General features: G+C 55.0%; 19 protein-coding genes and 1 pseudogene. 10 read left to right on the top strand and 10 right to left on the bottom strand.

Annotated elements, in window-relative coordinates; genetic code table 11:
- Nucleotides 1-3: 3 nt before the first annotated feature.
- Nucleotides 4-408, bottom strand: a complete 405-nt coding sequence (locus tag RTX96_RS04185) for a hypothetical protein (protein WP_312670236.1) — start codon at nt 406-408, stop codon at nt 4-6.
- A 49-nt stretch (nt 409-457) separates the two neighbouring features.
- A complete protein-coding gene (locus RTX96_RS04180) occupies nt 458-1,078 on the bottom strand; it encodes a response regulator transcription factor (protein WP_103820106.1) in 621 nt (206 codons plus the stop codon).
- Nucleotides 1,079-1,394: 316 nt separating this feature from the next.
- On the opposite strand from RTX96_RS04180, the gene RTX96_RS04175 reads away from it, so the two are divergent.
- Entirely contained in the window at nt 1,395-2,258 is an 864-nt protein-coding gene (locus tag RTX96_RS04175) for a MurR/RpiR family transcriptional regulator (RefSeq protein ID WP_312670234.1), read from the top strand.
- Between the two features lie 19 nt (nt 2,259-2,277).
- On the opposite strand, the gene RTX96_RS04170 is transcribed toward RTX96_RS04175, so the two are convergent.
- The 3 genes from RTX96_RS04170 to RTX96_RS04160 all read right to left on the bottom strand — a co-directional run bounded on the left by RTX96_RS04170 (nt 2,278) and on the right by RTX96_RS04160 (nt 5,792).
- Nucleotides 2,278-3,765, bottom strand: a complete 1,488-nt coding sequence (locus RTX96_RS04170) for a sodium:solute symporter family protein (RefSeq protein WP_312670233.1) — start codon at nt 3,763-3,765, stop codon at nt 2,278-2,280.
- Between the two features lie 179 nt (nt 3,766-3,944).
- Nucleotides 3,945-4,340, bottom strand: coding sequence for a RidA family protein (locus RTX96_RS04165; protein WP_103820109.1), 396 nt, complete (start codon nt 4,338-4,340; stop codon nt 3,945-3,947).
- A 12-nt stretch (nt 4,341-4,352) separates the two neighbouring features.
- The gene (locus tag RTX96_RS04160; protein ID WP_103820110.1) at nt 4,353-5,792 is read right to left on the bottom strand and encodes an amidohydrolase family protein; all 1,440 of its coding nucleotides are present in this window, start codon (nt 5,790-5,792) and stop codon (nt 4,353-4,355) included.
- On the opposite strand from RTX96_RS04160, the pseudogene RTX96_RS04155 reads away from it, so the two are divergent.
- From RTX96_RS04155 to RTX96_RS04130, 6 genes and pseudogenes are all read left to right on the top strand, one after another.
- A pseudogene (locus RTX96_RS04155) lies at nt 5,770-5,945 on the top strand (hypothetical protein). The gene RTX96_RS04160 and the pseudogene RTX96_RS04155 overlap by 23 nt on opposite strands.
- A 48-nt stretch (nt 5,946-5,993) precedes the next feature.
- On the top strand, nt 5,994-7,214 hold the full coding sequence (locus tag RTX96_RS04150; RefSeq protein WP_312670232.1) for an amino acid deaminase: 1,221 nt from the start codon (nt 5,994-5,996) through the stop codon (nt 7,212-7,214).
- Between the two features lie 211 nt (nt 7,215-7,425).
- On the top strand, nt 7,426-7,851 hold the full coding sequence (locus tag RTX96_RS04145; protein ID WP_312670230.1) for a translesion error-prone DNA polymerase V autoproteolytic subunit: 426 nt from the start codon (nt 7,426-7,428) through the stop codon (nt 7,849-7,851).
- 3 nt (nt 7,852-7,854) lie between these two features.
- Nucleotides 7,855-9,126 carry a Y-family DNA polymerase gene (locus RTX96_RS04140; RefSeq protein WP_312670229.1) on the top strand — a complete coding sequence of 424 codons (1,272 nt, stop codon included), beginning with the start codon at nt 7,855-7,857 and terminating at the stop codon, nt 9,124-9,126.
- Nucleotides 9,127-9,234: 108 nt separating this feature from the next.
- Nucleotides 9,235-9,762 (top strand): MFS transporter, encoded by a 528-nt coding sequence (locus tag RTX96_RS04135; RefSeq protein ID WP_312670228.1) that lies wholly within the window; start codon nt 9,235-9,237, stop codon nt 9,760-9,762.
- Nucleotides 9,759-10,424 carry an MFS transporter gene (locus RTX96_RS04130; protein WP_409418554.1) on the top strand — a complete coding sequence of 222 codons (666 nt, stop codon included), beginning with the start codon at nt 9,759-9,761 and terminating at the stop codon, nt 10,422-10,424. Before RTX96_RS04135 ends, RTX96_RS04130 begins: the two co-directional genes overlap by 4 nt.
- A 95-nt stretch (nt 10,425-10,519) precedes the next feature.
- Here the strand turns inward: RTX96_RS04130 and RTX96_RS04125 are convergent, their stop codons facing one another.
- Nucleotides 10,520-11,656, bottom strand: a complete 1,137-nt coding sequence (locus RTX96_RS04125) for an alpha/beta hydrolase (RefSeq protein ID WP_409418553.1) — start codon at nt 11,654-11,656, stop codon at nt 10,520-10,522.
- A 173-nt stretch (nt 11,657-11,829) separates the two neighbouring features.
- Here RTX96_RS04125 and RTX96_RS04120 point away from each other — a divergent pair, with 173 nt between their 5' ends.
- Nucleotides 11,830-12,714 (top strand): LysR family transcriptional regulator, encoded by an 885-nt coding sequence (locus tag RTX96_RS04120; protein ID WP_312670226.1) that lies wholly within the window; start codon nt 11,830-11,832, stop codon nt 12,712-12,714.
- Nucleotides 12,715-12,732: 18 nt separating this feature from the next.
- Here the strand turns inward: RTX96_RS04120 and RTX96_RS04115 are convergent, their stop codons facing one another.
- A complete protein-coding gene (locus tag RTX96_RS04115; protein WP_103820129.1) occupies nt 12,733-13,314 on the bottom strand; it encodes a YrbL family protein in 582 nt (193 codons plus the stop codon).
- Nucleotides 13,315-13,498: 184 nt separating this feature from the next.
- Between RTX96_RS04115 and RTX96_RS04110 the strand changes: the two genes are divergently transcribed.
- On the top strand, nt 13,499-13,843 hold the full coding sequence (locus RTX96_RS04110) for a cupin domain-containing protein (protein ID WP_312670225.1): 345 nt from the start codon (nt 13,499-13,501) through the stop codon (nt 13,841-13,843).
- Between the two features lie 179 nt (nt 13,844-14,022).
- Here the strand turns inward: RTX96_RS04110 and fos are convergent, their stop codons facing one another.
- A complete protein-coding gene (gene fos / locus RTX96_RS04105; protein ID WP_103821210.1) occupies nt 14,023-14,445 on the bottom strand; it encodes a fosfomycin resistance glutathione transferase in 423 nt (140 codons plus the stop codon).
- Between the two features lie 265 nt (nt 14,446-14,710).
- Between fos and RTX96_RS04100 the strand changes: the two genes are divergently transcribed.
- Complete coding sequence (locus tag RTX96_RS04100; protein WP_312670224.1) at nt 14,711-15,025, top strand: hypothetical protein; 315 nt, start codon at nt 14,711-14,713, stop codon at nt 15,023-15,025.
- Nucleotides 15,026-15,054: 29 nt separating this feature from the next.
- Here RTX96_RS04100 and RTX96_RS04095 read toward each other — a convergent pair whose 3' ends face one another.
- Both RTX96_RS04095 and nifJ read right to left on the bottom strand, forming a co-directional pair.
- Nucleotides 15,055-15,270, bottom strand: a complete 216-nt coding sequence (locus RTX96_RS04095; RefSeq protein ID WP_312670223.1) for a KTSC domain-containing protein — start codon at nt 15,268-15,270, stop codon at nt 15,055-15,057.
- 76 nt (nt 15,271-15,346) lie between these two features.
- A complete protein-coding gene (gene nifJ / locus RTX96_RS04090; protein ID WP_312670222.1) occupies nt 15,347-18,871 on the bottom strand; it encodes a pyruvate:ferredoxin (flavodoxin) oxidoreductase in 3,525 nt (1,174 codons plus the stop codon).
- Nucleotides 18,872-19,169 lie beyond the last annotated feature (298 nt).

The raw sequence follows: 19,169 nt of genomic DNA, 5'->3' as shown, positions 1-19,169 counted from the left end.
CCTTCAGGACGCGGGGGCGAGCTGCGTTAAACGGTTACGCAGTTCGCCATGCGCGATGGCCACGTCGGTCGACGCCTGAAGGGCTTCAAGGTACTTCTGGCGAAACTCACCGCTGTTTTCCGCGCTCAGCAGGCCGTCGAGCGTTTTACGCACGCTTTCCACCGCCACGCTATCTACCGGCTGCTCTTTGTCGTCCAGACGTTCGTCAATGTCTACCAGCACCTCGGAGATCTGCCGCAGCCAGGCAAACTGCGGGTGGCTGGTCAGCAGCTGTAAATGCTCAAACGCGTTGCCGGGCTCGCCAAAACGTTTGGTTTCAACATCTACCAGCGTTTTATGCAGTTTTCTCAGCGTGGATGAAAGCGTCTTTAGCTGGGTGCGGGGTTCAGTCGCGGGTTGGCTGGTCATCGGTTTCTCCTCGGGGCTTCAGTAGTAATAAAAGACCGCAGCATAACCGCTAGCGGCTTTGCGATTTCACGATATTAAGACGCTCCGCACAGCGGACCAGATCCGCCAGCGAGCGCACTTCCATCTTTTCCATTACCCGCTTCTTATGCACTTTGGCGGTAATTTCACTCACGCCCATTGCCGTAGCGATCTGCTTATTCAGCAGGCCGCCAATCGCCAGCTGGAAGACCTCTTTCTCGCGCGGAGTCAGCGACTCGTAGCGGCTGGTGAGTGTCTGGATCTCCTGCGACGCCCCCATGTTCTTTTCCGCCAGCGCCAGCGCATCCGCCACGGCCTTGAGCAGCAGTCCCGGCACGGCGGGCTTGGTCATAAACTCATAGGCACCGGCCTTCATCGCCTTAACGGAGAGCGGAATGGTGCCGAACCCGGTGAGAAAGATCACGGGAATAAGATAGCCAAGCTTGGTCAGCGATTCGGTTACGTCAAAGCCATCGGCTTCCGGCATGTTCATATCGAGAATAAGGCAGCCAGGCTCTGGCCTGAACGCATGGGAGAGAAAGGCTTTCGCTGAAGGAAAGTCTGCAACCCGATAATCTTCAGCCATTAACAACCTGACCAGGGATTGCCTTACCGAATTATCATCATCTACTACATAAACAATAGGTTCCATGAGTAGTCCTTGCCATCAACGGGTATGCATGCCTCTGCACCGGTTATTAAGAAAGCATATAACCATTTTGTTGTCTTATATAACAGAGACATACACCACGTGTTTACCAAATAATAACCGGATAGTAACACAATAATTCTCATTATCATCTTGAAAATAGGCCGAACGGAGGAAATTAGGTAACTTATTGACGAGTAAAGATTAATATTTGAACATCGGTAAGGATTAGGGAGAATTATCAGCTTACAGTGGCTCACCGTTGAGTGGCAAATTATGATACAAAGTACCAACACTCTTCTGACCGCTGACGCTACGCATGGCTTATACGATCGATATTATCTCCTGCATCACCGACCGCTTCATGGAGCTGACCGCCACTGAAAAGCGCATTGCCCAGTTCATTCTTGATGACGTCGCCACGGCGGCGGACTTGCCGATTGCCGAGCTGGCGCGTCTGACCCATACCAGCCAGGCCTCCGTCACCCGCTTTGCGCGTGCGTTGGGCTGCAAAGACGTGCGCGAATTAAAAATGAAGCTGGCGCAGTCCCTGGCGGTAGGACAGCGCTTTATTCTCGATGTACCGGATCTTGAAGGGGTACAGGGGATTTACGAGTCGATCATCAGCGTGCTGGAGACCAACCGCCGGGCGCTTAACGGCGAGGCGCTGAACAGGGCGGTTAGCTGGCTCAGCCAGGCGCGGCAAATTCTTGCCATCGGCATGGGCGGAGGCTCTACCATCTGCGCCCAGGAGCTGCAATACCGCTTTTTCCGCCTCGGCCTGCCGGTGGTCAGTCAGAGCGACGGCCTGCTGGTGCGGATGATGTGTTCCGCCGTCGCGCCGCAGGATGTGGTGCTGGTGCTGTCGCTGGGCGGCTATACCCCGGAGATGATTGAGAGTGCGGCGATTGCCAGGCAGTACGGGGCGAAAGTGATTGCCATTACGCCGCTGGAGACGCCCCTGGCGGAGCAGGCCGATCTGGTGCTGCCTCTGCTGGTGCGGGAAAACGACTACATCTTTAAGCCCAGTACCTCCCGCTACGCCATGCTGGCGATGGTTGACGTGCTGGCGACTGAAATGGCGATGGCGAACAAGGCGCAGACCAAAGACCGGCTGCGCCGTATCAAGCTGGCGCTGGACAGCCACCGCGGCGGCGTGGATCGCCAGCCGCTGGGGGACTGATCCGTGCCGACGTGCTTCGCTAGCCCTCCGACGGTTTGCGTTTGCCGATTGGCAGCGGCGGCGCTTCCGGCTGGCTTTCGCGTTCACGGGTAATCAGCGCCAGCGCCTCTTCCCGGCTGAGCGCGCTGGCAGGCGTGACTAGCGTCACCACTACCGCGCAACCCAGGCTGGTCAGTACCGACGGTACGCAGGGGTTGCCCCAGAAGGCGAGCCAGTCGCTGTCCATCAATACGGCGACCGAGGCACCCGCACCGCCCGCCAGCGCGGCCAGCGCCCCCTGCCAGTTAAAGCGGTTCCAGAAGCGGCCCAGAATCGAGCAGATAAACATGCCTGACATGATCATTGAGATCATTTTGGTGATATAGCTGATGATGTCGTTAGAGGTCAGGGCGAACAGCAGGGCAAGGGCGATAACCAGCACCAGGAAGATGCGCGACAGGCGAATGGCCTTCTCCGGCGCAGGCATATGGCCGGTCACCAGGGTGTAGAGATCGCGCAGGATGATCGATACCCCGGCGATGGCATCCGAACTGCCGGAGGACATATTGGCGGACATACCCGCAATCAGCACCGCCATCGCCAGCACCGGCGGCAGGACCTGGGTTGCGAACAGGAAGGCGAAGCCGCTATTGTCCAGCTGCGAGTTCATCGTCCAAACCGCCATGCCGATAATCGCGGGCAGGAAAGAGAAGAGCAGGTACAGCAGGCCGGTGATAGTAAACGACTGTCGCACCGACGACACCGTTTTTGCCGAATAGATGCGCTGACGATAAGAGGGGGTCGCCAGCACGCCGACGCCGATCACCATCGCCAGCGAGAAGGCGGGCAGAACGCCAAGCTTATCCACCGCAAACAGGCTCTGTGCCGCAGGATCGACGGCATGCTTAATATTCTCCCAGCCGCCGACGTGGTTCACCGCCAGCACGGCCATTAAAATAAAGCCGACAAACAGGATGATAGACTGAACGGTATCGATCCACACTACGGCGGAATAGCCCCCAATCCCGACATACACGACAAACGCCAGGGCAATAATAATTTTGGCGACGTTAATGTCTATTCCGCTGGCCCAGGCGAGATATAAACCACCCCCTAAAATATGCGCACCCAGCCAGCCAATAGAGGCAATAAATATCAGCACGGCGACCACGTTTTTAACAATTTTGCTGCCGCCGGTGTAATAAGAGATCTCTTCGCTCATGGTCATAAAGCGTAATTTACGCACCGGGGCAAATAGCCAGGCGACCAGTAAGATGCCCACCGCGCCGCCGAGGCCATACAGCATCCCGGCCCAGCCGTTGGTATAGCCAAAGCCTACTGCGCCGACGCTTGAGCCGGTGCCGACCATCGTGCCGACCGTTGATCCCAGGGTTAATATCATCGGCAACGAGCGGCCGCCCAGCAGAAAGTCATCGCCATTTTTTTGATGCCGCGAAACATACCAGCCGAGCGTAATCATGGCGCAGGCATAAAGGGTAAACCAGACCAGAAAAGAGATATTATTCATTGCTCACGTCCAGATATCGTTAATCTATTTCGTCTGCGCGAAACGGATGTGTTAACAGGACCGGTCACCTGAAAAAAGGCGCAGGGGATCCGAGAGTACAGGCAAAATAAATTTTGCCAGGGTACCGCGATAGCTTTTTTATAAATATGCGATCTCCCTTGCGCGCAAGGGAGAGGAGATTAGTTGATGCGAGCGGCGTTGTAGCAGGTCACATCGACTTCAACTTTGCAATCCACGACCAGGTCTGCGACGCAGCAGATGCGGGCAGGGGGATGATCGCCAAAAAATTCCCGGAAGACCTTGTTGAACGACTGGAAGTAGCGGGCGTCGGTCAGGATCACCTTCACGTGAACCACATCCGCCAGGGTATAGCCCGCTTCGGTCATGATATCCACGCAGTTCTGGATCGCCAGCCGGGACTGATCGACAATGCCGCCTTCCACCACTTCGCCATTTTTCATGGGGGTCTGGCCGGAGACGTACAGCCAGCCGCCTGCCTCTACCGCCCTGGCAAACGGCAGGTGCTGCCCGCCGGTGCCGGTCCCGCCTTCGGTGCCATAACGTTTAATGCTCATCGTTGCTCCTTATTATGTGGTCTGCCGACGCAGGAAACGCCCTGCGCGTCCTGTAATGTGCTTATTTTGGTCATAGCTCATGACGCCATTCACCATCACGGCGTCGATACCCTCTGCGGGCCGTTTGGGATCCGAGAAGCTGGCGACGTCGCGCACCGTCTGCGGATCAAACAGCACCAGATCCGCATAGTAGCCGGTTTTGATGAGGCCCCGCTGCGGCAGCTGGAAGCGCGCCGCCGACATGCCCGTCATCTTATGCACCGCCATCGTCAGCGGGAAAAGCTTCTCATCGCGGCAGTAATGGCCCAGCACGCGCGGGAACGCGCCCCACAGGCGCGGGTGGGGCATCGGGTCGTTCGGCAGCCCGTCCGAGCCGATCATGGTGACCGGATAGCGCAGTACCCGGCGCACGTCCTGCTCGTCCATGTTGTAGTAAATGGCCCCGGCGGGCATCAGCTGCTCCGCCGCGCTGTGCAGGCTCATCTGCCAGCCGTCCGCTATCTGCTGTAGCGTTTTGCCTGCCTGCTCCGGGTGCGGCTCAGACCAGGTGATGACGATGTCGAACTCGTCGGTCACCTGCTTGAGATCCAGCGTCGAGGAGCTGGCAGAGTAGGGGTAACAATCGCAGGCGATCTCCTGGTGCTGGCGCATCTTGTCGAAAAATGCCAACGTCTCCCGCGTGCGACCCCAGTTTTTCGCGCCGGCGCACTTATGGTGTGACACCACCACCGGCACCTTGCCGTGGCGGCCAATCCTGAACGCTTCGTCGAGCGCTTCCAGAATAGGTTCAAACTCAGAGCGCAGGTGCGTGGTATAGATACTTTTTTCTGCCGCCAGCTCTTCCGCCAGGGCCATCACTTCCTCGGTGGATGAGTGGAATGCCGTGGCGTAGGCCAGCCCGGAGCTCATGCCCAACGCCCCCTGCTGCAGCGCCGCGCGCAGCTGCTGGCGCATAGCGGCGATTTCGTCTGCGGTTGCCGCGCGGAACAGATCGTCCATGTGGTTATTGCGCAGGGTTGTGTGGCCTATCAGCGTCCCGACGTTGATGGCGGGCCGCGCGGCTTCCAGCGCGTGTGCGTAGGCGTCTACCGTCGGGTAGATAAAGTGCTCTTTCTCGCCCAGCAGGTTCATCGGATCCGGTACGTCGCTGCGGACCGTGGCGGTAGCGGCACTAATGCCGCAGTTGCCGACAATGACCGTGGTGATCCCCTGGCTGATTTTTGGCAGGTAATCGGGCATGCGGATGACGTTGGTATCGTCATGGGTATGCACGTCGATAAAGCCGGGCGACAGCACCTTGCCCGCGGCATCAATAACGTGCTCGGCCTGCGCGTGGATCGCTGGCGCGATCTCCACGATACGATCGCCGCTGACCGCCACGTCGGCGCGGTATTCGGGGCCGCCGCTGCCGTCGATGACGGTGGCATTTTTGAAAAGCCAGTCATGCTTCATAACACCTCACTCCCTTTTTGTTCTGCTGCCAAGTTAACCATTTACAAGCTGAAAAAACAGTGGAAAACTACGCAAAAGTCAGATCGTTTTGTGATACTTTTATTCAATAATTATAACGATACTATATTTATATCTTTATTTTCATATAGATAAATATGTTATTTTAACGTTAAAACACAATGACCCGTTAAGGATTATGTTATGAAATACCATTCCGATACGTTAGTACCCCATAAATCTGCGATAATGCGCACCCCGGCAAACGTGCTGGCGGAAGACATCTGCCTGCCAGCGGCGGTGCTTAAACAGTCGGCGCTGCGGAATAACATCGACTGGATGCAACGCTATGCCGACGTGCGCGGCGTCTCGCTGGCGCCGCACGGTAAAACCACCATGACGCCGTGGATCTTTCAGGCGCAGCAGCAGGCAGGCGCGTGGGCGATTGGCGTCGGCAGCGCCTGGCAGGCCGGGGCGGCTATGGCGAGCGGTATCAAGCGCGTGCTGATGGTGAACCAGCTGGTGGGGAAGGCCAACATGCAGCTGATCGCTCAGCTCAAGCAGCACTACCGTGACGTGGATTTTGCCTGCTGCGTGGACAGCGTGGAAAATGCCGCTGCGCTGGCAGATTTTTTTGCTGGGCAAAATCAGACGCTGGATGTGCTGGTGGAGCTGGGCGTGCCTGGCGGACGCTGCGGCTGTCGCTCCACCGACGCCGCGCTGGCGCTGGCGCAGAAAATCCACGACCTGCCGGGGCTGCGTCTGCGCGGGCTGGAGCTGTATGAGGGCGTGCTGCACGGTGACGATCCGCAGCCGCAGGTTGAAGCCCTGCTGCGCGACGCCGCCGAGCTTGCCTGCCATATGGAAAACCTGGTTGACGGCGAGTTTATCCTCACCGGGGCGGGTACCGTCTGGTATGACGTGGTGTGTGATATCTGGCTTGCGGCTAAGAAACCGGCGCAGTGCCGGATCGTGATCCGTCCGGGCTGCTATATCACCCACGACCGGGGGATTTATGCCGACGCGCAGCAGACGCTGATCGAGCGCGACCGCGTCGCCTGCGATCTTGGCGGCGATCTCGCCTCCGCCCTGGAGCTGGTGGCGATGGTGCAGTCGGTGCCGGAAGCTGACCGCGCGGTGGTAAACTTCGGCAAGCGCGACTGCGCCTTTGACGCCGGACTACCGCAGCCCATTGCCCACTACCGCCACGGCCAGGCGCTGCCGTTCTCGCCGCAGGCCATCGTCAGCGTCGGGATTATGGATCAGCACTATATGGTGAAGCTGGCAGCCGAAAGCGATGTCCGCGTTGGGGACATTCTGGTGTTTGGCACGTCACATCCGTGCCTGACCTTTGATAAATACAAAACGCTGCTGCTGATTGATGACGACTACCGCGTCGTCGACGAGCTCGATACGCTGTTCTGAGATGGTCGGAGATAATAGAAAGCGCCTAATAACCAGGCGCTTAAATCAAAACGCTAAAAATTTACATATGGATTAAAGTGTTGATAAAAAACAGTTTTAATTATTCATAATTAGACAGGGGGCGATAAGCCTTTACTTAAGCCACTTGATCACGACTTCATATAAATCTACTGTATAAATACACAGTAACTATTATAATAAGGTGACGTTCGTGAGTTTAACATTTTATAAGCCCGCTGAGCTGCGCGAAGTTCTTGCGTTTCCTCTCTTTGGCGATCTGGTGCCGTGCGGTTTTCCCTCGCCGGCGCAGGACTATGTGGAGCAGAGTCTCGACCTAAACGAATTAATGATCCACCACCCCAACGCGACCTATTTCGTGAAGGCGGCGGGGGACTCGATGATTGACGGCGGCATCAATGATGGCGATCTGCTGGTAGTAGACTGCTCCCGTACCGCCGCCCACGGTGATATTGTCATCGCCTCCGTTGACGGTGAATTTACCGTTAAAGAGCTTCAACTTCGCCCTGTTATCCAGCTTAATCCCCGCAATCCCCGCTATACGCCCATCCGCATCGGCAGTGAAGAGGCGCTCGAAATCTTCGGCGTCGTCACCCATATAATTAAATTCACGTGCTGACTCATGTTTGCCCTGGTGGATGTGAACGCATTCTATGCCAGCTGTGAAACGGTCTTCAGGCCCGATCTGAAAGGCAAACCCGTAGTGGTGCTCAGTAATAATGACGGGTGTGTCATCGCCCTCAGCGCGGAAGCGAAAAAGCTAGGCATTACGATGGGGGCACCGTTCTTTAAGCAGCGCGATCTGTTTCGCGCCCACCGCGTCACCTGTTTTAGCAGCAACTACGAGCTGTACGCCGATATGAGCCGTCGCGTCATGGGCACGCTGGAGATACTCTGCCCGCGCGTGGACGTCTACTCGATTGACGAGGCGTTCTGCGATCTTACTGGGGTGCGTAACTGCCGCGTGCTGGAGGAGTTTGGCCGCGAGATCCGCGCGACGCTGCTGCGTGATACCCACCTGACTGTGGGAGTAGGGATTGCGCAGACCAAGACGCTGGCCAAGCTGGCTAACTATGCCGCCAAGCGCTGGCCGCAGACCGGCGGCGTGGTGGATCTCTCGAACGTCGATCGGCAGCGGCGACTGATGGCGCAGCTGCCGGTCGAAGAGGTATGGGGCGTTGGGCGACGCCTCGCGAAAGCGCTGGATGCGCTGGGGATCAAAACCGTGCTACAGCTCGCCGATAGCGATATTCGCTTTATCCGCAAGCAGTTTAGCGTTGTCCTGGAGCGGACGGTGCGGGAGCTGCGGGGCGAGTCCTGCCTGGCGTTCGATGAGTTTGTGCCGGCGAAGCAGGAGATTGTTTGCAGCCGCAGCTTTGGCGAGCGTACCGCGGACTATGAGTCGGTCAGGCAGGCCATCTGCACCTACGCCTCGCGGGCAGCGGCCAGACTGCGCGGTCAGCATCAGTACTGCCGCTGCATCTCGGCCTTTGTGAAAACCTCACCCTTTGCCGCAGGCGAACCTTACTACGGCAACAGCGCGATGGTGAAGCTGCTGACGCCGACCCAGGACAGCCGGGATATTATCCACGCCGCGACGCGCTGTCTGGACACCATCTGGCGCGAAGGCCATCGTTATCAGAAGGCGGGTGTTATGCTCGGGGATTTCTATAGCCAGGGCGTGGCGCAGCTCGATCTTTTCGATGCCAATGCGCCGCGTCAAGGCAGCGAGGCGCTGATGGCGGTGCTGGATAAACTCAACGAAAAAAAAGGGCAGGGAACGCTCTATTTTGCCGGGCAGGGGATCCAGCAGGCATGGCAGATGAAGCGCGAGATGCTCTCGCCGCGCTACACGACCCGGTGGTCAGATCTGCCGATTGTCAGAGACCGCTAAACAGGCGTAAAAGAGGCAGCGCGGAAGTTAGAAGTTCTATTTTCCTGCGCTGTGAGACGTTATCCGTGTTAGAACATAGAATTACCTTATACGGAGAGCGTGTTGTTTATGGGTTTTTTTTCCGGTAATACCGGGCGGCTGTTCCTGGTAAACGTAATGACTGCCGTTTCATATGCATTTATTTTGCCTGTAATGAGTCTGTTTTTAATTAATGGATTACACGCAAGTCCGATTTTTATCACCTTTTACAGCCTGGGCTTCGCGTTGTCAGGACTGTTTTTTAGCCAGCTTATGGGAGGACTTGCAGACAAGGGATATCCCGCAAAGCGTCTCTTCATTTTCTCTGTTCTGGCGCTTTTTCTGGCGGGGATAGCGTTCACTTTCTGCCGTCATCCTGTCGAGGCACTGATCGTTGGCATTTTTCTTATGGGGCCAGGGAATGCTTCTATTCCATTACTCCTTTCGATGATCCGTAAACATTCAATGACGGCAGGACTTAACTCTACGCGACTGAATACGCAAATGCGTTCAGGTGTGTCTATTGTATGGATTGCGGGACCGCTCTGGCATTTGTCTTCGCCGACAAATTTGGATTCACGTTTAATTTTCTGGCTTCAGCTGCGCTTTCAGGCATGACCATACTTGTCAGTCAGCTACTGCTTGCGAAGGATAAAAAAACAATCGGCAAAGGCAGCACAAAAAAAGAGAGTGCCGGGAACGTCCCTATCGCTGGTGGCATTTGGGTATTGGGTGCAGTCATGATGCTGGCAAATTTATCAAATAATACATACCTGACCATCATGCCACTGTATCTGGTAAAGGAGCTTAATTTACCCGCCTCGTTTCCCGGTTTTCTGTTGGGAGCAACCGCCATAATGGAAATTCCCGTTATGCTTGCCGCTGCACATCTGGCAGAAAAAACAGGTAAAGAGCCGCTGATTATGGTCGCATTTATCTTTGCTGCCATCTATTACAGCCTGCTTCAACTGGCCAGTAACATGACTAAACTGATTGTGTTGCAGCTGTTAAACGGATTGTTTTTTGGCATTTTTGTCGGGCTGGGCATATCTCTTATTCAGGATGCTTTGCCAGAGCGCAGTGGCTTCGCATCCGCATTCCATTCTAATGCTATGCGCACAGGAATGATGGCTGGTAACGGAATTGCCGGTGTAATGGCGCAACTGGCTGGCTTCAGAATAACGCTGCTTGTGCCGTTATTGTCAGTGTGTTGTGCTGCTTTACTCATGTTCTGCATAAACAGAAGCCACGCTCTCAAAAAGCATTCAGTAAACGGTTGACCTTGCGAACAACTAGATGCAATCCAGCTTTACTGAAACCACCTGCACGCCACCTGTCATAGACCGGTAGCGTGCAGGGATTCTGACGCAGTAACTTATCTTAAATTGGTTTTGAAAAACTGCTCAAATTTAGCAAACGGAATTTTACCGGCAGCATTGTCATATAAATCGACGTGATTTGCGCCCGGTACAATCACCAGCTCTTTTTCTTTGCTGCCGACGGCTTTAAAGGCATCTTCCGCAAAATAGCGTGAATGGGCTTTTTCACCGGTGACAATCAGCGTAGGAATGGTGATTTCATTGGCATAGCTCAGCAGCGGCATATTCATAAAGGACAGGGGCATTGTCGCATTCCATGCGCCGGTTGAGTTTACGGAACGCACGTGGTAACCACGCGGCATCCGGTAATAGTCATAGAACTCTTTCAGCACCGGATGCGGATCCGCAGGTAACGTTTCCGGCAAAATGCGATCCGAGGCGCTGACATTGCCTTCCTTATCGACATTAATGTCATGACCACCGGGAGCGAAAGTGCCTTTCTCAGCATCCTTCCAGCGCTGCTCGTTCAGATAGTGCAGAACGGCGCGACGATCGGCGGTGGTATAGCGATCTCTACCCTCACCCACGCCGTGACCCATCGCACGACTCATGTCGTACATCACGCTGGTGGCGACCGCTTTTACGCGGGTATCCATCGCGGCGTCATTTAATGCCATGCCACCCCAGCCACAGATACCGAGTAAACCGATACGGTTGCGATCCACCTCTTTCTGCAGGCCGAGGAAATCAACCGCCGCGCTAAAGTCTTCGGTATTGATATCCGGAGAAGCGACATTACGCGGGGAGCCGCCGCTTTCGCCAGTATAAGAGGGATCAAACGCCAGGGTTACAAACCCCTGCTCAGCCAGCGTCTGCGCATACAGACCGCTGGATTGCTCTTTGACCGCGCCAAAAGGGCCACTGACGGCGATGGCCGCCAGCTTACGTTCGCCGCGATCTTTAGGAATATAGAGATCCCCCACTAAGGTGATCCCGTAGCGATTCTGGAAGCTCACCTTGCGGTGATCGACCTTGTTGCTTTCGGCAAAGGTTTTATCCCATTTTTCAATCATCGAAACGGGTGCATTCGGATTCGTTGTATCGGCATAGCTCATGGTTGTTACTCCACTTAATGATGCGCATAGCAGCATGGCGGGCAGGGTGACTTGCAGTTTTTTAGTAAGGGTTTTCACTAAGCGCTCCTCGAAAACACGTGACTGGGACAGGCCTCATACGGACAACGCTGCTGTGCTTTGTTGCAATGCGCTCATTATAATCAGCACTTACCGTGCTGATTAGAGGGTGAAAAACGCTAAGATTAATATAATATTGTTATAAATAAGGAAGAGAATAGTGAGGTCTATAAATGGCGAAACGGGAAAACTATAACGACCTCTATCTGTTTATGCTGGTTGTGCAGGAGGGAAGCTTTACTGCTGCGGCGCAACGACTCGGATTGGCTCAGTCGGGTATCAGCCGTTCTGTCCGCGAACTGGAGCAGCGCCTGGGTTTGCAACTTCTGGTGCGCACTACACGCAAATTGTCACTGACGCAGGCAGGAGAGCAACTCTACCGAACGGTGCAGTCCGGATTCGATACGCTCGATACGGGGCTTGCTACCGTGGCCCATTATCGTCATACCCCATCAGGAACGGTACGCATCAATGCCAGCCAGCACACCATTGATAAAGTGCTGCTGCCAAAGCTGGCGATTTTCAAACAGCACTATCCTGACATCAGGCTTGAACTCATCAGTGAAAGCCGGTTTGTCGATATTATTGCTGAACGATTCGATGCTAGCGTACGCCTGGGGCCGGAGGTCAGCAACGGCATGGTCGCTGTGCGCATTACGCCCGACATGGAGATGGCCCTTGTCGCTACGCCTGAGCATTTTCGTCGCTACGGCTTCCCGCAAACGCCTGCCGATCTCGTGAGGCACCCCTGCATTGCTTACCAGCTTGGCGACGGAAGCGTATACGCATGGGAGCTTGATAACGAGGGTAAAAAAATTACGCACCAGCCGCAGGGGCAGTGGGCTTTTGCTGACAGCTATATGGAAGCCAAAGCCGCCAGGTTGGGCCTGGGGTTGGCCTATGTCCCCGAAGAGCTGATTGCCGACGATTTGGAACAGGGCACCCTTGTCAGAGTGCTGCAACGTTACAGCCTCCGCCTGGAAGGATCGTTTTTATATTACCCGCATCGTAATGTGTCACCGGCTCTGCGAGCCGTCATTGATACACTGAAAATTTAAAAGATTACGTTGGGAAAATTAGGCCTGTTGCAGCCTGTTCAAATCCCTGAGCATCCGCTTAAGGCATTTGAGCTTATTTTTATCGCGGATGACCCCTGAAAGCTTGCTGAGTTGAAAAAGCGTTTTGTCACCGAAACCATCGATGACCTTGAAACGATATTCCTGACGCGCATTGTCCCAGGCGTAGACGATATTTTTACAATGCAGGGAGTTAATAATGACACTGGTAGTGACAAACCATGCTAAAAACACGTTTAGCTTCTGCAGTTTATTGGCATCAAGCTCTTTGTTCAGCGCAAGCTGATAAAGATTTTGCGCGATGCGGTTATGCTCATCGCACTCCTTCACAATGACTTGTCCTATGCCCCTGTTGGTTTCAACAAGGCCTTCAATCCTTTGCATATAAAGCGAGTCCGTTTGGTTATTCGGCTTACACTCTTTAAGCTCGCGGTAGACTTCACGCAGTTTGCTTTTGTACTTCACAATGTCGGGAATAACGATTTTGATCAGCAACTGGCTATCGTGCGGATGCTGGAAGACGTAGCGATCGTTACCTCTTGTCAGTAAATTTTCATCGGTCAATACAAGCGCTTGCTTCATGATAGTTTTTGACTCTTACCCTATGGGAAATGGAAATGCCTAACGATCATGTGTCGACAATTTCTATGCGTTTAAAAAATAATATGTTTCTCTATATAAACAGTTGATATACGAACCGCACATTTGCTCAATAAATAATCACTTTGGCGAGATTTGAACGAAGGATGTGAACAGGAGAGGGACAATGATTTCAAAAGACAATGCTGAACACTATATCTGGGGTGATAATTGCGACGGCTGGTATCTGGTAAATCGGCAGGATATGTTGATTATTCATGAAAAAATGCCTCCGGGGACGCACGAAAAGCGGCACTTTCACTCCATTTCCAGACAGTTTTTTTATGTTCTTGAGGGGAACCTGACGATGGAACTGGAAGGGGTTAAACATGAAATCAAGGCTCAGCAGGGAATTGAAATTCCCCCGGGGGCAAAACATCAGGCCAGGAACGACAGCCAATTACCCGTAGAATTTATCGTTATTTCGCATCCGACAACGCGAGGCGATCGTTCCGATCTCGCCTCCAACTGATAACGGTTCTCTGACAGCAGCGTTGACTCGATGATTAGCAGAAAGCAATATCCTTGGTAGTGGGATATGAGGAACGTCCGCTTTGAGCGAGGAGCGGACATCGAATCTTAAAATCCGTCGAAGCAGTTACGCCATGAAGTGACAGGATTAACTTTGCCGATCTCTGGTTTACCAAATCACTATTGTTCAGCTTCACTCATGCCATTAAAAAAGACCATATCTTTGTAAGGATGCTTCAGACATGCATTAAGGCGGCTGTTTAAATCACCGTCATGAATTTCCAGCTTATGCCCATCCGGATCCAAAAGATAGATGGAGTTCCCTTCACTCTTGTTTGATTTCCATTCCTCAATGCCTAGTGATTTCAGGTGATTAGAAAAAACATCAAAATCCTCGCTTCGGATGCTAAATGCGTAATGAGTGTAATCCTGCCGAGGAGAAACCTCATCAACAGAAAGGCACAGCCACAAATCACCCTGACAAAGGTAAGCTCCAGAAGTCCATCGGGCCTTGGGGGTAAAACCTAGTGTCTTTACGTAAAAATCAAAACTTGTAGAAATATCGTTTACAGCGATTGTTATGTGGTTCAGTCCGGTAAGCATTTACTGTCTCTTAAGCAGGATGCAGGAAGTAATAAGCTATCATAAAGAACTACTGCGCAATGTCCGCTTCTGGCACAAAGCGGACATCCAGATATTGAAGTTACTCGACTTAATGTAACTATTTCAATCGTTTTAACGCTCATGCGCCCCGCGCTTGCCTCGTTCCGCTGAAACAGGTTTTTTAACGCCGGACTGACTCTTAACGGCTCAGTCTAAGGCGGACATAAGCTTATCCTAAAGGTTGTTTTTAACCGAGGATATCATTATGGCATTACCTGATCTGATTTTACCCCAGGCAACGGATAACGTGATTCAATCTGCGGATATTGCGCTGGTGGGCGGCGTGGCGGTCTCTATTCCTGCCTATGTGAATGCTCAGCAGAGCGATCTTATCTGCGTGGTCTGGGGAGGCATGCGCCAGGCGGCAAACGTTGTTACCGATGTTAATGAGGATTTTCCTATGGTGTTCCTCATCCCAGATGACCTGGCAGCAATCGGTCAGCACACGGTATCGTATTACATGGTTGATAATGCCGGGAACGAGGGTTCAAGCAATCTCATCACGGTAACAATTAAGTAATCATCACCAGGCCAGAAGAGCGGCCTGGTTTAACGTATTACCTTCCGCTCGGGAAATTTCCCCTTTACCACGCCATCATAAAAGCGGCCTTTCGACACTACGGTCAAAAACACGGTAAATATGCGCAGCGGTACACCGTGATACTGATAGCAGCTGCGATCGTGAAATAAAACTTCCAGCGTGCAGGAGGCTTCGTCATAGCCAACAGAGGCGATACGTGATGATACGACAGGTTGATGGCGCATGGCGGGACTCCTGGCAGGCTAGCACAGGAGAGAGTATTACACGTTTTGCCCGGCAATGCCGGGCAAAAACAGGGTCTTATTCCGCCTCGCTCTTCTCCGCTTTTCCTGCCAGCTGCGCCAGGAAGTCGTAGCGTTTTTGCAGATCGGCGGTGGCATCCTTCCACAGCTGCTCTGCCACCTCCGGCTGCTGGGCATTGAGGCGACGGAAGCGCTGCTCCTTCAGCAGCGTATCGGCCAGCGCATCTGACGGCGGACGAGAGTCCAGCGCCAGCGGCAGCTTGCCCTCGTCGGCGCGGCGCGGGTCGAAGCGGTAGAGCGGCCAGAAACCGGTTGCCGTGAGCTGGCGCATCTGATCGTGACTGAGGGCCAGATCGTAGCCGTGCTCTTCGCAGGGGCTGTAGGCGATAATCAACGACGGCCCTGGATAGGCCTCCGCCTCCTGAATCGCCTTCACCGTCTGGTTAAGCTGCGCGCCAAGTGATATCTGCGCCACGTAGACATGGCCGTACATCATCATGCTGACGCCCAGATCCTTACGCGCCTTGCGCTTGCCGTGCTCGCCAAACTTGGTCACTGCCCCGAGCGGCGTCGCCTTCGAGGCCTGGCCGCCGGTGTTGGAGTAGCACTGGGTATCCAGCACCAGAATGTTGACGTTCTCCGTCAGGCTCAGGACATGATCCAGCCCACCAAAGCCAATGTCATAGGCCCAGCCGTCGCCGCCGATCAGCCAGATGGATTTCTCCACCAGCGCATCGGCATCCGTCAGCAGCTCTTCGGCTCCCGCCACGCCGGTCAGGTGCTGGCGCAGAGCGGCAACCTGTTCCCGCCGGACTTCCGGCGTCGCTTCCGCATGCAGCGCCGCGTTAAGCTCGGCCGGGATCGCCTCGGCGAAGGTCTCCAGCATGCGCATCACTCGCTGACGATGCTGGTCAACGGTGAGACGGAAGCCCAGCCCGAACTCGGCGTTATCTTCAAACAGTGAGTTAGCCCACGCCGGACCGCGTCCGTTGGCATCGGTAGTGTAGGGGGTCGAGGGCAGATTGCCGCCGTAGATTGAGGAGCAGCCGGTGGCGTTGGCAATCAGCATCCGGTCGCCGTAGAGCTGGGTCAGCAGCTTAATATACGGCGTTTCACCGCAGCCGGAGCAGGCACCGGAGTACTCAAACAGCGGGGTGATGAGCTGCGAGGTGCGAATATCGATACGCTCCAGTGTGCTGCGGTCAATCTCTGGCAGATCGAGGAAGGCGTCGTAGTTAACCTTCTCCTCCTCCACGTGCTCAAGGCGGGACATCATGTTGATGGCCTTGATCTCCGGGTTCTGGCGATCCTTGGCCGGGCACACCTCTACGCAGAGGTTACAGCCGGTGCAGTCCTCCGGCGCGACCTGCAGGACGTACTTCTGGCCACGCATATCGCGGGATTTAACGTCCAGCGACTGCAACGACGCCGGGGCGTTCTCCAGCGCCTCGGGGGAAACCACTTTTGCGCGAATGGCGGAGTGCGGGCAGGCAGCGACGCAGTGGTTACACTGGGTACAGATCTCCGGCTTCCAGATAGGGATCGCTTCGGCAATATTGCGTTTTTCCCAGCGGGTGGTGCCCAGCGGCCAGGTGCCGTCCGGCGGCAGGGCGGAGACCGGTAGCGCATCGCCCAGCCCGGCCAGCATCGCGGCGGTGACGGTTTTCACAAAGTCCGGCGCGGCGTCGCTAACTACCGGCGGACGATACGGGCTGGCGGCGTTAACATGCTCCAGCGGCACTTCAAATAGCGATTCGCGGGCCAGAGCCAGCGCCTGCCAGTTACGCTCGACCAGCTCCTGGCCTTTGCTGCTATAGCTTTTAGCAATGGCCCCCTGCAATGCGGCCAGCGCGGTATCGCCGGGTAAAATCTGCGTCAGATGGAAAAATGCCATCTGCATAACGGTGTTGATTCGTGCCGCCAGACCACACTCGCGGGCGATCTTCGCCGCATTGATAATATAGAAGCGGGCCTGTTTCTGGTTCAGTACCGCCTGCACCTCCTGCGGCAGTCGCGCCCAGACCTCGTCGGCGCTGTAGGGGGTGTTGAGCAAGAAAATACCGCCAGGCTTCAGGCGCTCGGCCATCTGGTACTTATCGATAAACTGCAGCTGGTGGCAGCCAACAAAATCCGCCTGCGAGACCAGATAGGCAGAGCGAATCGGCTGCTCGCTGACGCGCAGATGGGAGACCGTCAGGCCGCCCGCTTTCTTCGAGTCGTAGACAAAGTAGCCCTGGGCATACCACGGCGTGGCGTTACCGATAATTTTGATGTTGTTTTTGGTCGCCGAGACGCTGCCGTCGCTGCCCAGGCCATAGAAGAGCGCCTCAAGCTTCGCGCCGGAGGGCAGGGTGTTCTCCGGCAGCGGCAGGGAGAGGTTGGTGACATCATCATAGATGCCGACGGTAAAGCGCGGTCTGGGCTTCTCCGCTCGCAGCTCGTTAAAGATAGCCAGCACGCACTCCGGGCCAAACTCTTTCGAGGAGAGACCGTAGCGCCCGCCGATGACGCGCGGCAGGGTATCGCGCTCGCCCAGGTTAAAGGCCTCCGCCAGCGCGGTCATGATATCGAGATAGAGCGGCTCTGCCTGTGCGCCTGGCTCTTTGGTGCGATCCAGCACGGCAATCCGCTGCGCGCTCTGGGGCAGCACCGCCAGTAGATGCTGCGCCGAGAAGGGACGATAGAGGCGCACCTTCAGCACGCCAACCTTCTCATGGTGGGTCAGCAGCTCATCAACGACCTCTTCGCAGGTGCCGATTGCCGATCCCATAATAACAATGACCCGTTCCGCCTGCGGATGGCCGTAGTACTCAAACGGCTGATAGCGGCGACCGGTGGCCTCGGCGAACGCATCCATTGCCTGTTCAACGTGATCATACACCGCGTTGTACCACGGGTTGGTTGCTTCGCGAGACTGGAAATAGGTATCCGGGTTAGCAGAGGTACCGCGGATCACCGGATGGTCGGGATTCAGGGCGCGAGCGCGGTGGGCGGCAATCTCATCGGCGGGAAGCAGGCTACGGATCGTCTCATCAGCCAGCGGGACGATTTTGTTGATCTCATGCGAGGTACGGAAGCCGTCAAAGAAGTGAATAAAGGGCACCCGGCTCTTCAGGGTGGCAACGTGGGAGATCAGCGCAAAATCCTGCGCCTCCTGAACGCTGCCTGCACAGAGCATAGCGCAGCCGGTCTGACGCACGGCCATTACGTCAGAGTGATCGCCAAAGATAGAGAGTGCGTGGGTAGCCACGGTGCGGGCGGCAACGTGCAGGACGAAAGGCGTCAGCTGACCCGCCAGCTTGTAGAGGGTCGGGATCATCAGCAGCAGGCCCTGCGACGAGGTGAAGGAGGTGGAGAGCGCCCCCGTTTGCAACGCGCCGTGCACGGCGGCAATCGCCCCAGCCTCGGACTGCATCTCTACCACCCGAGGCGTATCGCCCCACACGTTTTTTAGCCCGTTGCCGGCCCAGGCATCCGCCTGCTCGGCCATCGTTGAACTGGGCGTTATCGGGTATATGGCGATAACTTCGCTGGCGCGGAACGCCACCGAGGCGACCGCGCCATTACCATCAACTGTGATCATAGGTTTGCTCTCATTGCGTAAATGTTCACTTCTCACTCCAGTATAGACAGCCAGCCCGGAGCGGTTTTTGATCTAAAAGTGAAGATATCGCAAAATAGCGCGCTGCATTTTCCCGTCTGTAGCACTGGCAAACTATTTCAATTTACCCCTTGCACTGTGCGGTTAATCATGCGTTAATAGCGTAACGATGTAGCACTGAAATTATCTTTGTACTCCACGAAACCCTCTCACTGTTTGTATCTTCTGATATTTCCCTGTAGATGTTTTCCCCGCTGATAAAAATTTTATTCAGCCAGTA

This window comes from Pseudescherichia sp. (assembly GCF_032052675.1).
GTDB lineage: Bacteria > Pseudomonadota > Gammaproteobacteria > Enterobacterales > Enterobacteriaceae > Pseudescherichia.
The sequence above is the reverse complement of the archived record's forward strand: the minus strand, read 5'-3'. Positions and strand labels throughout refer to the sequence as shown.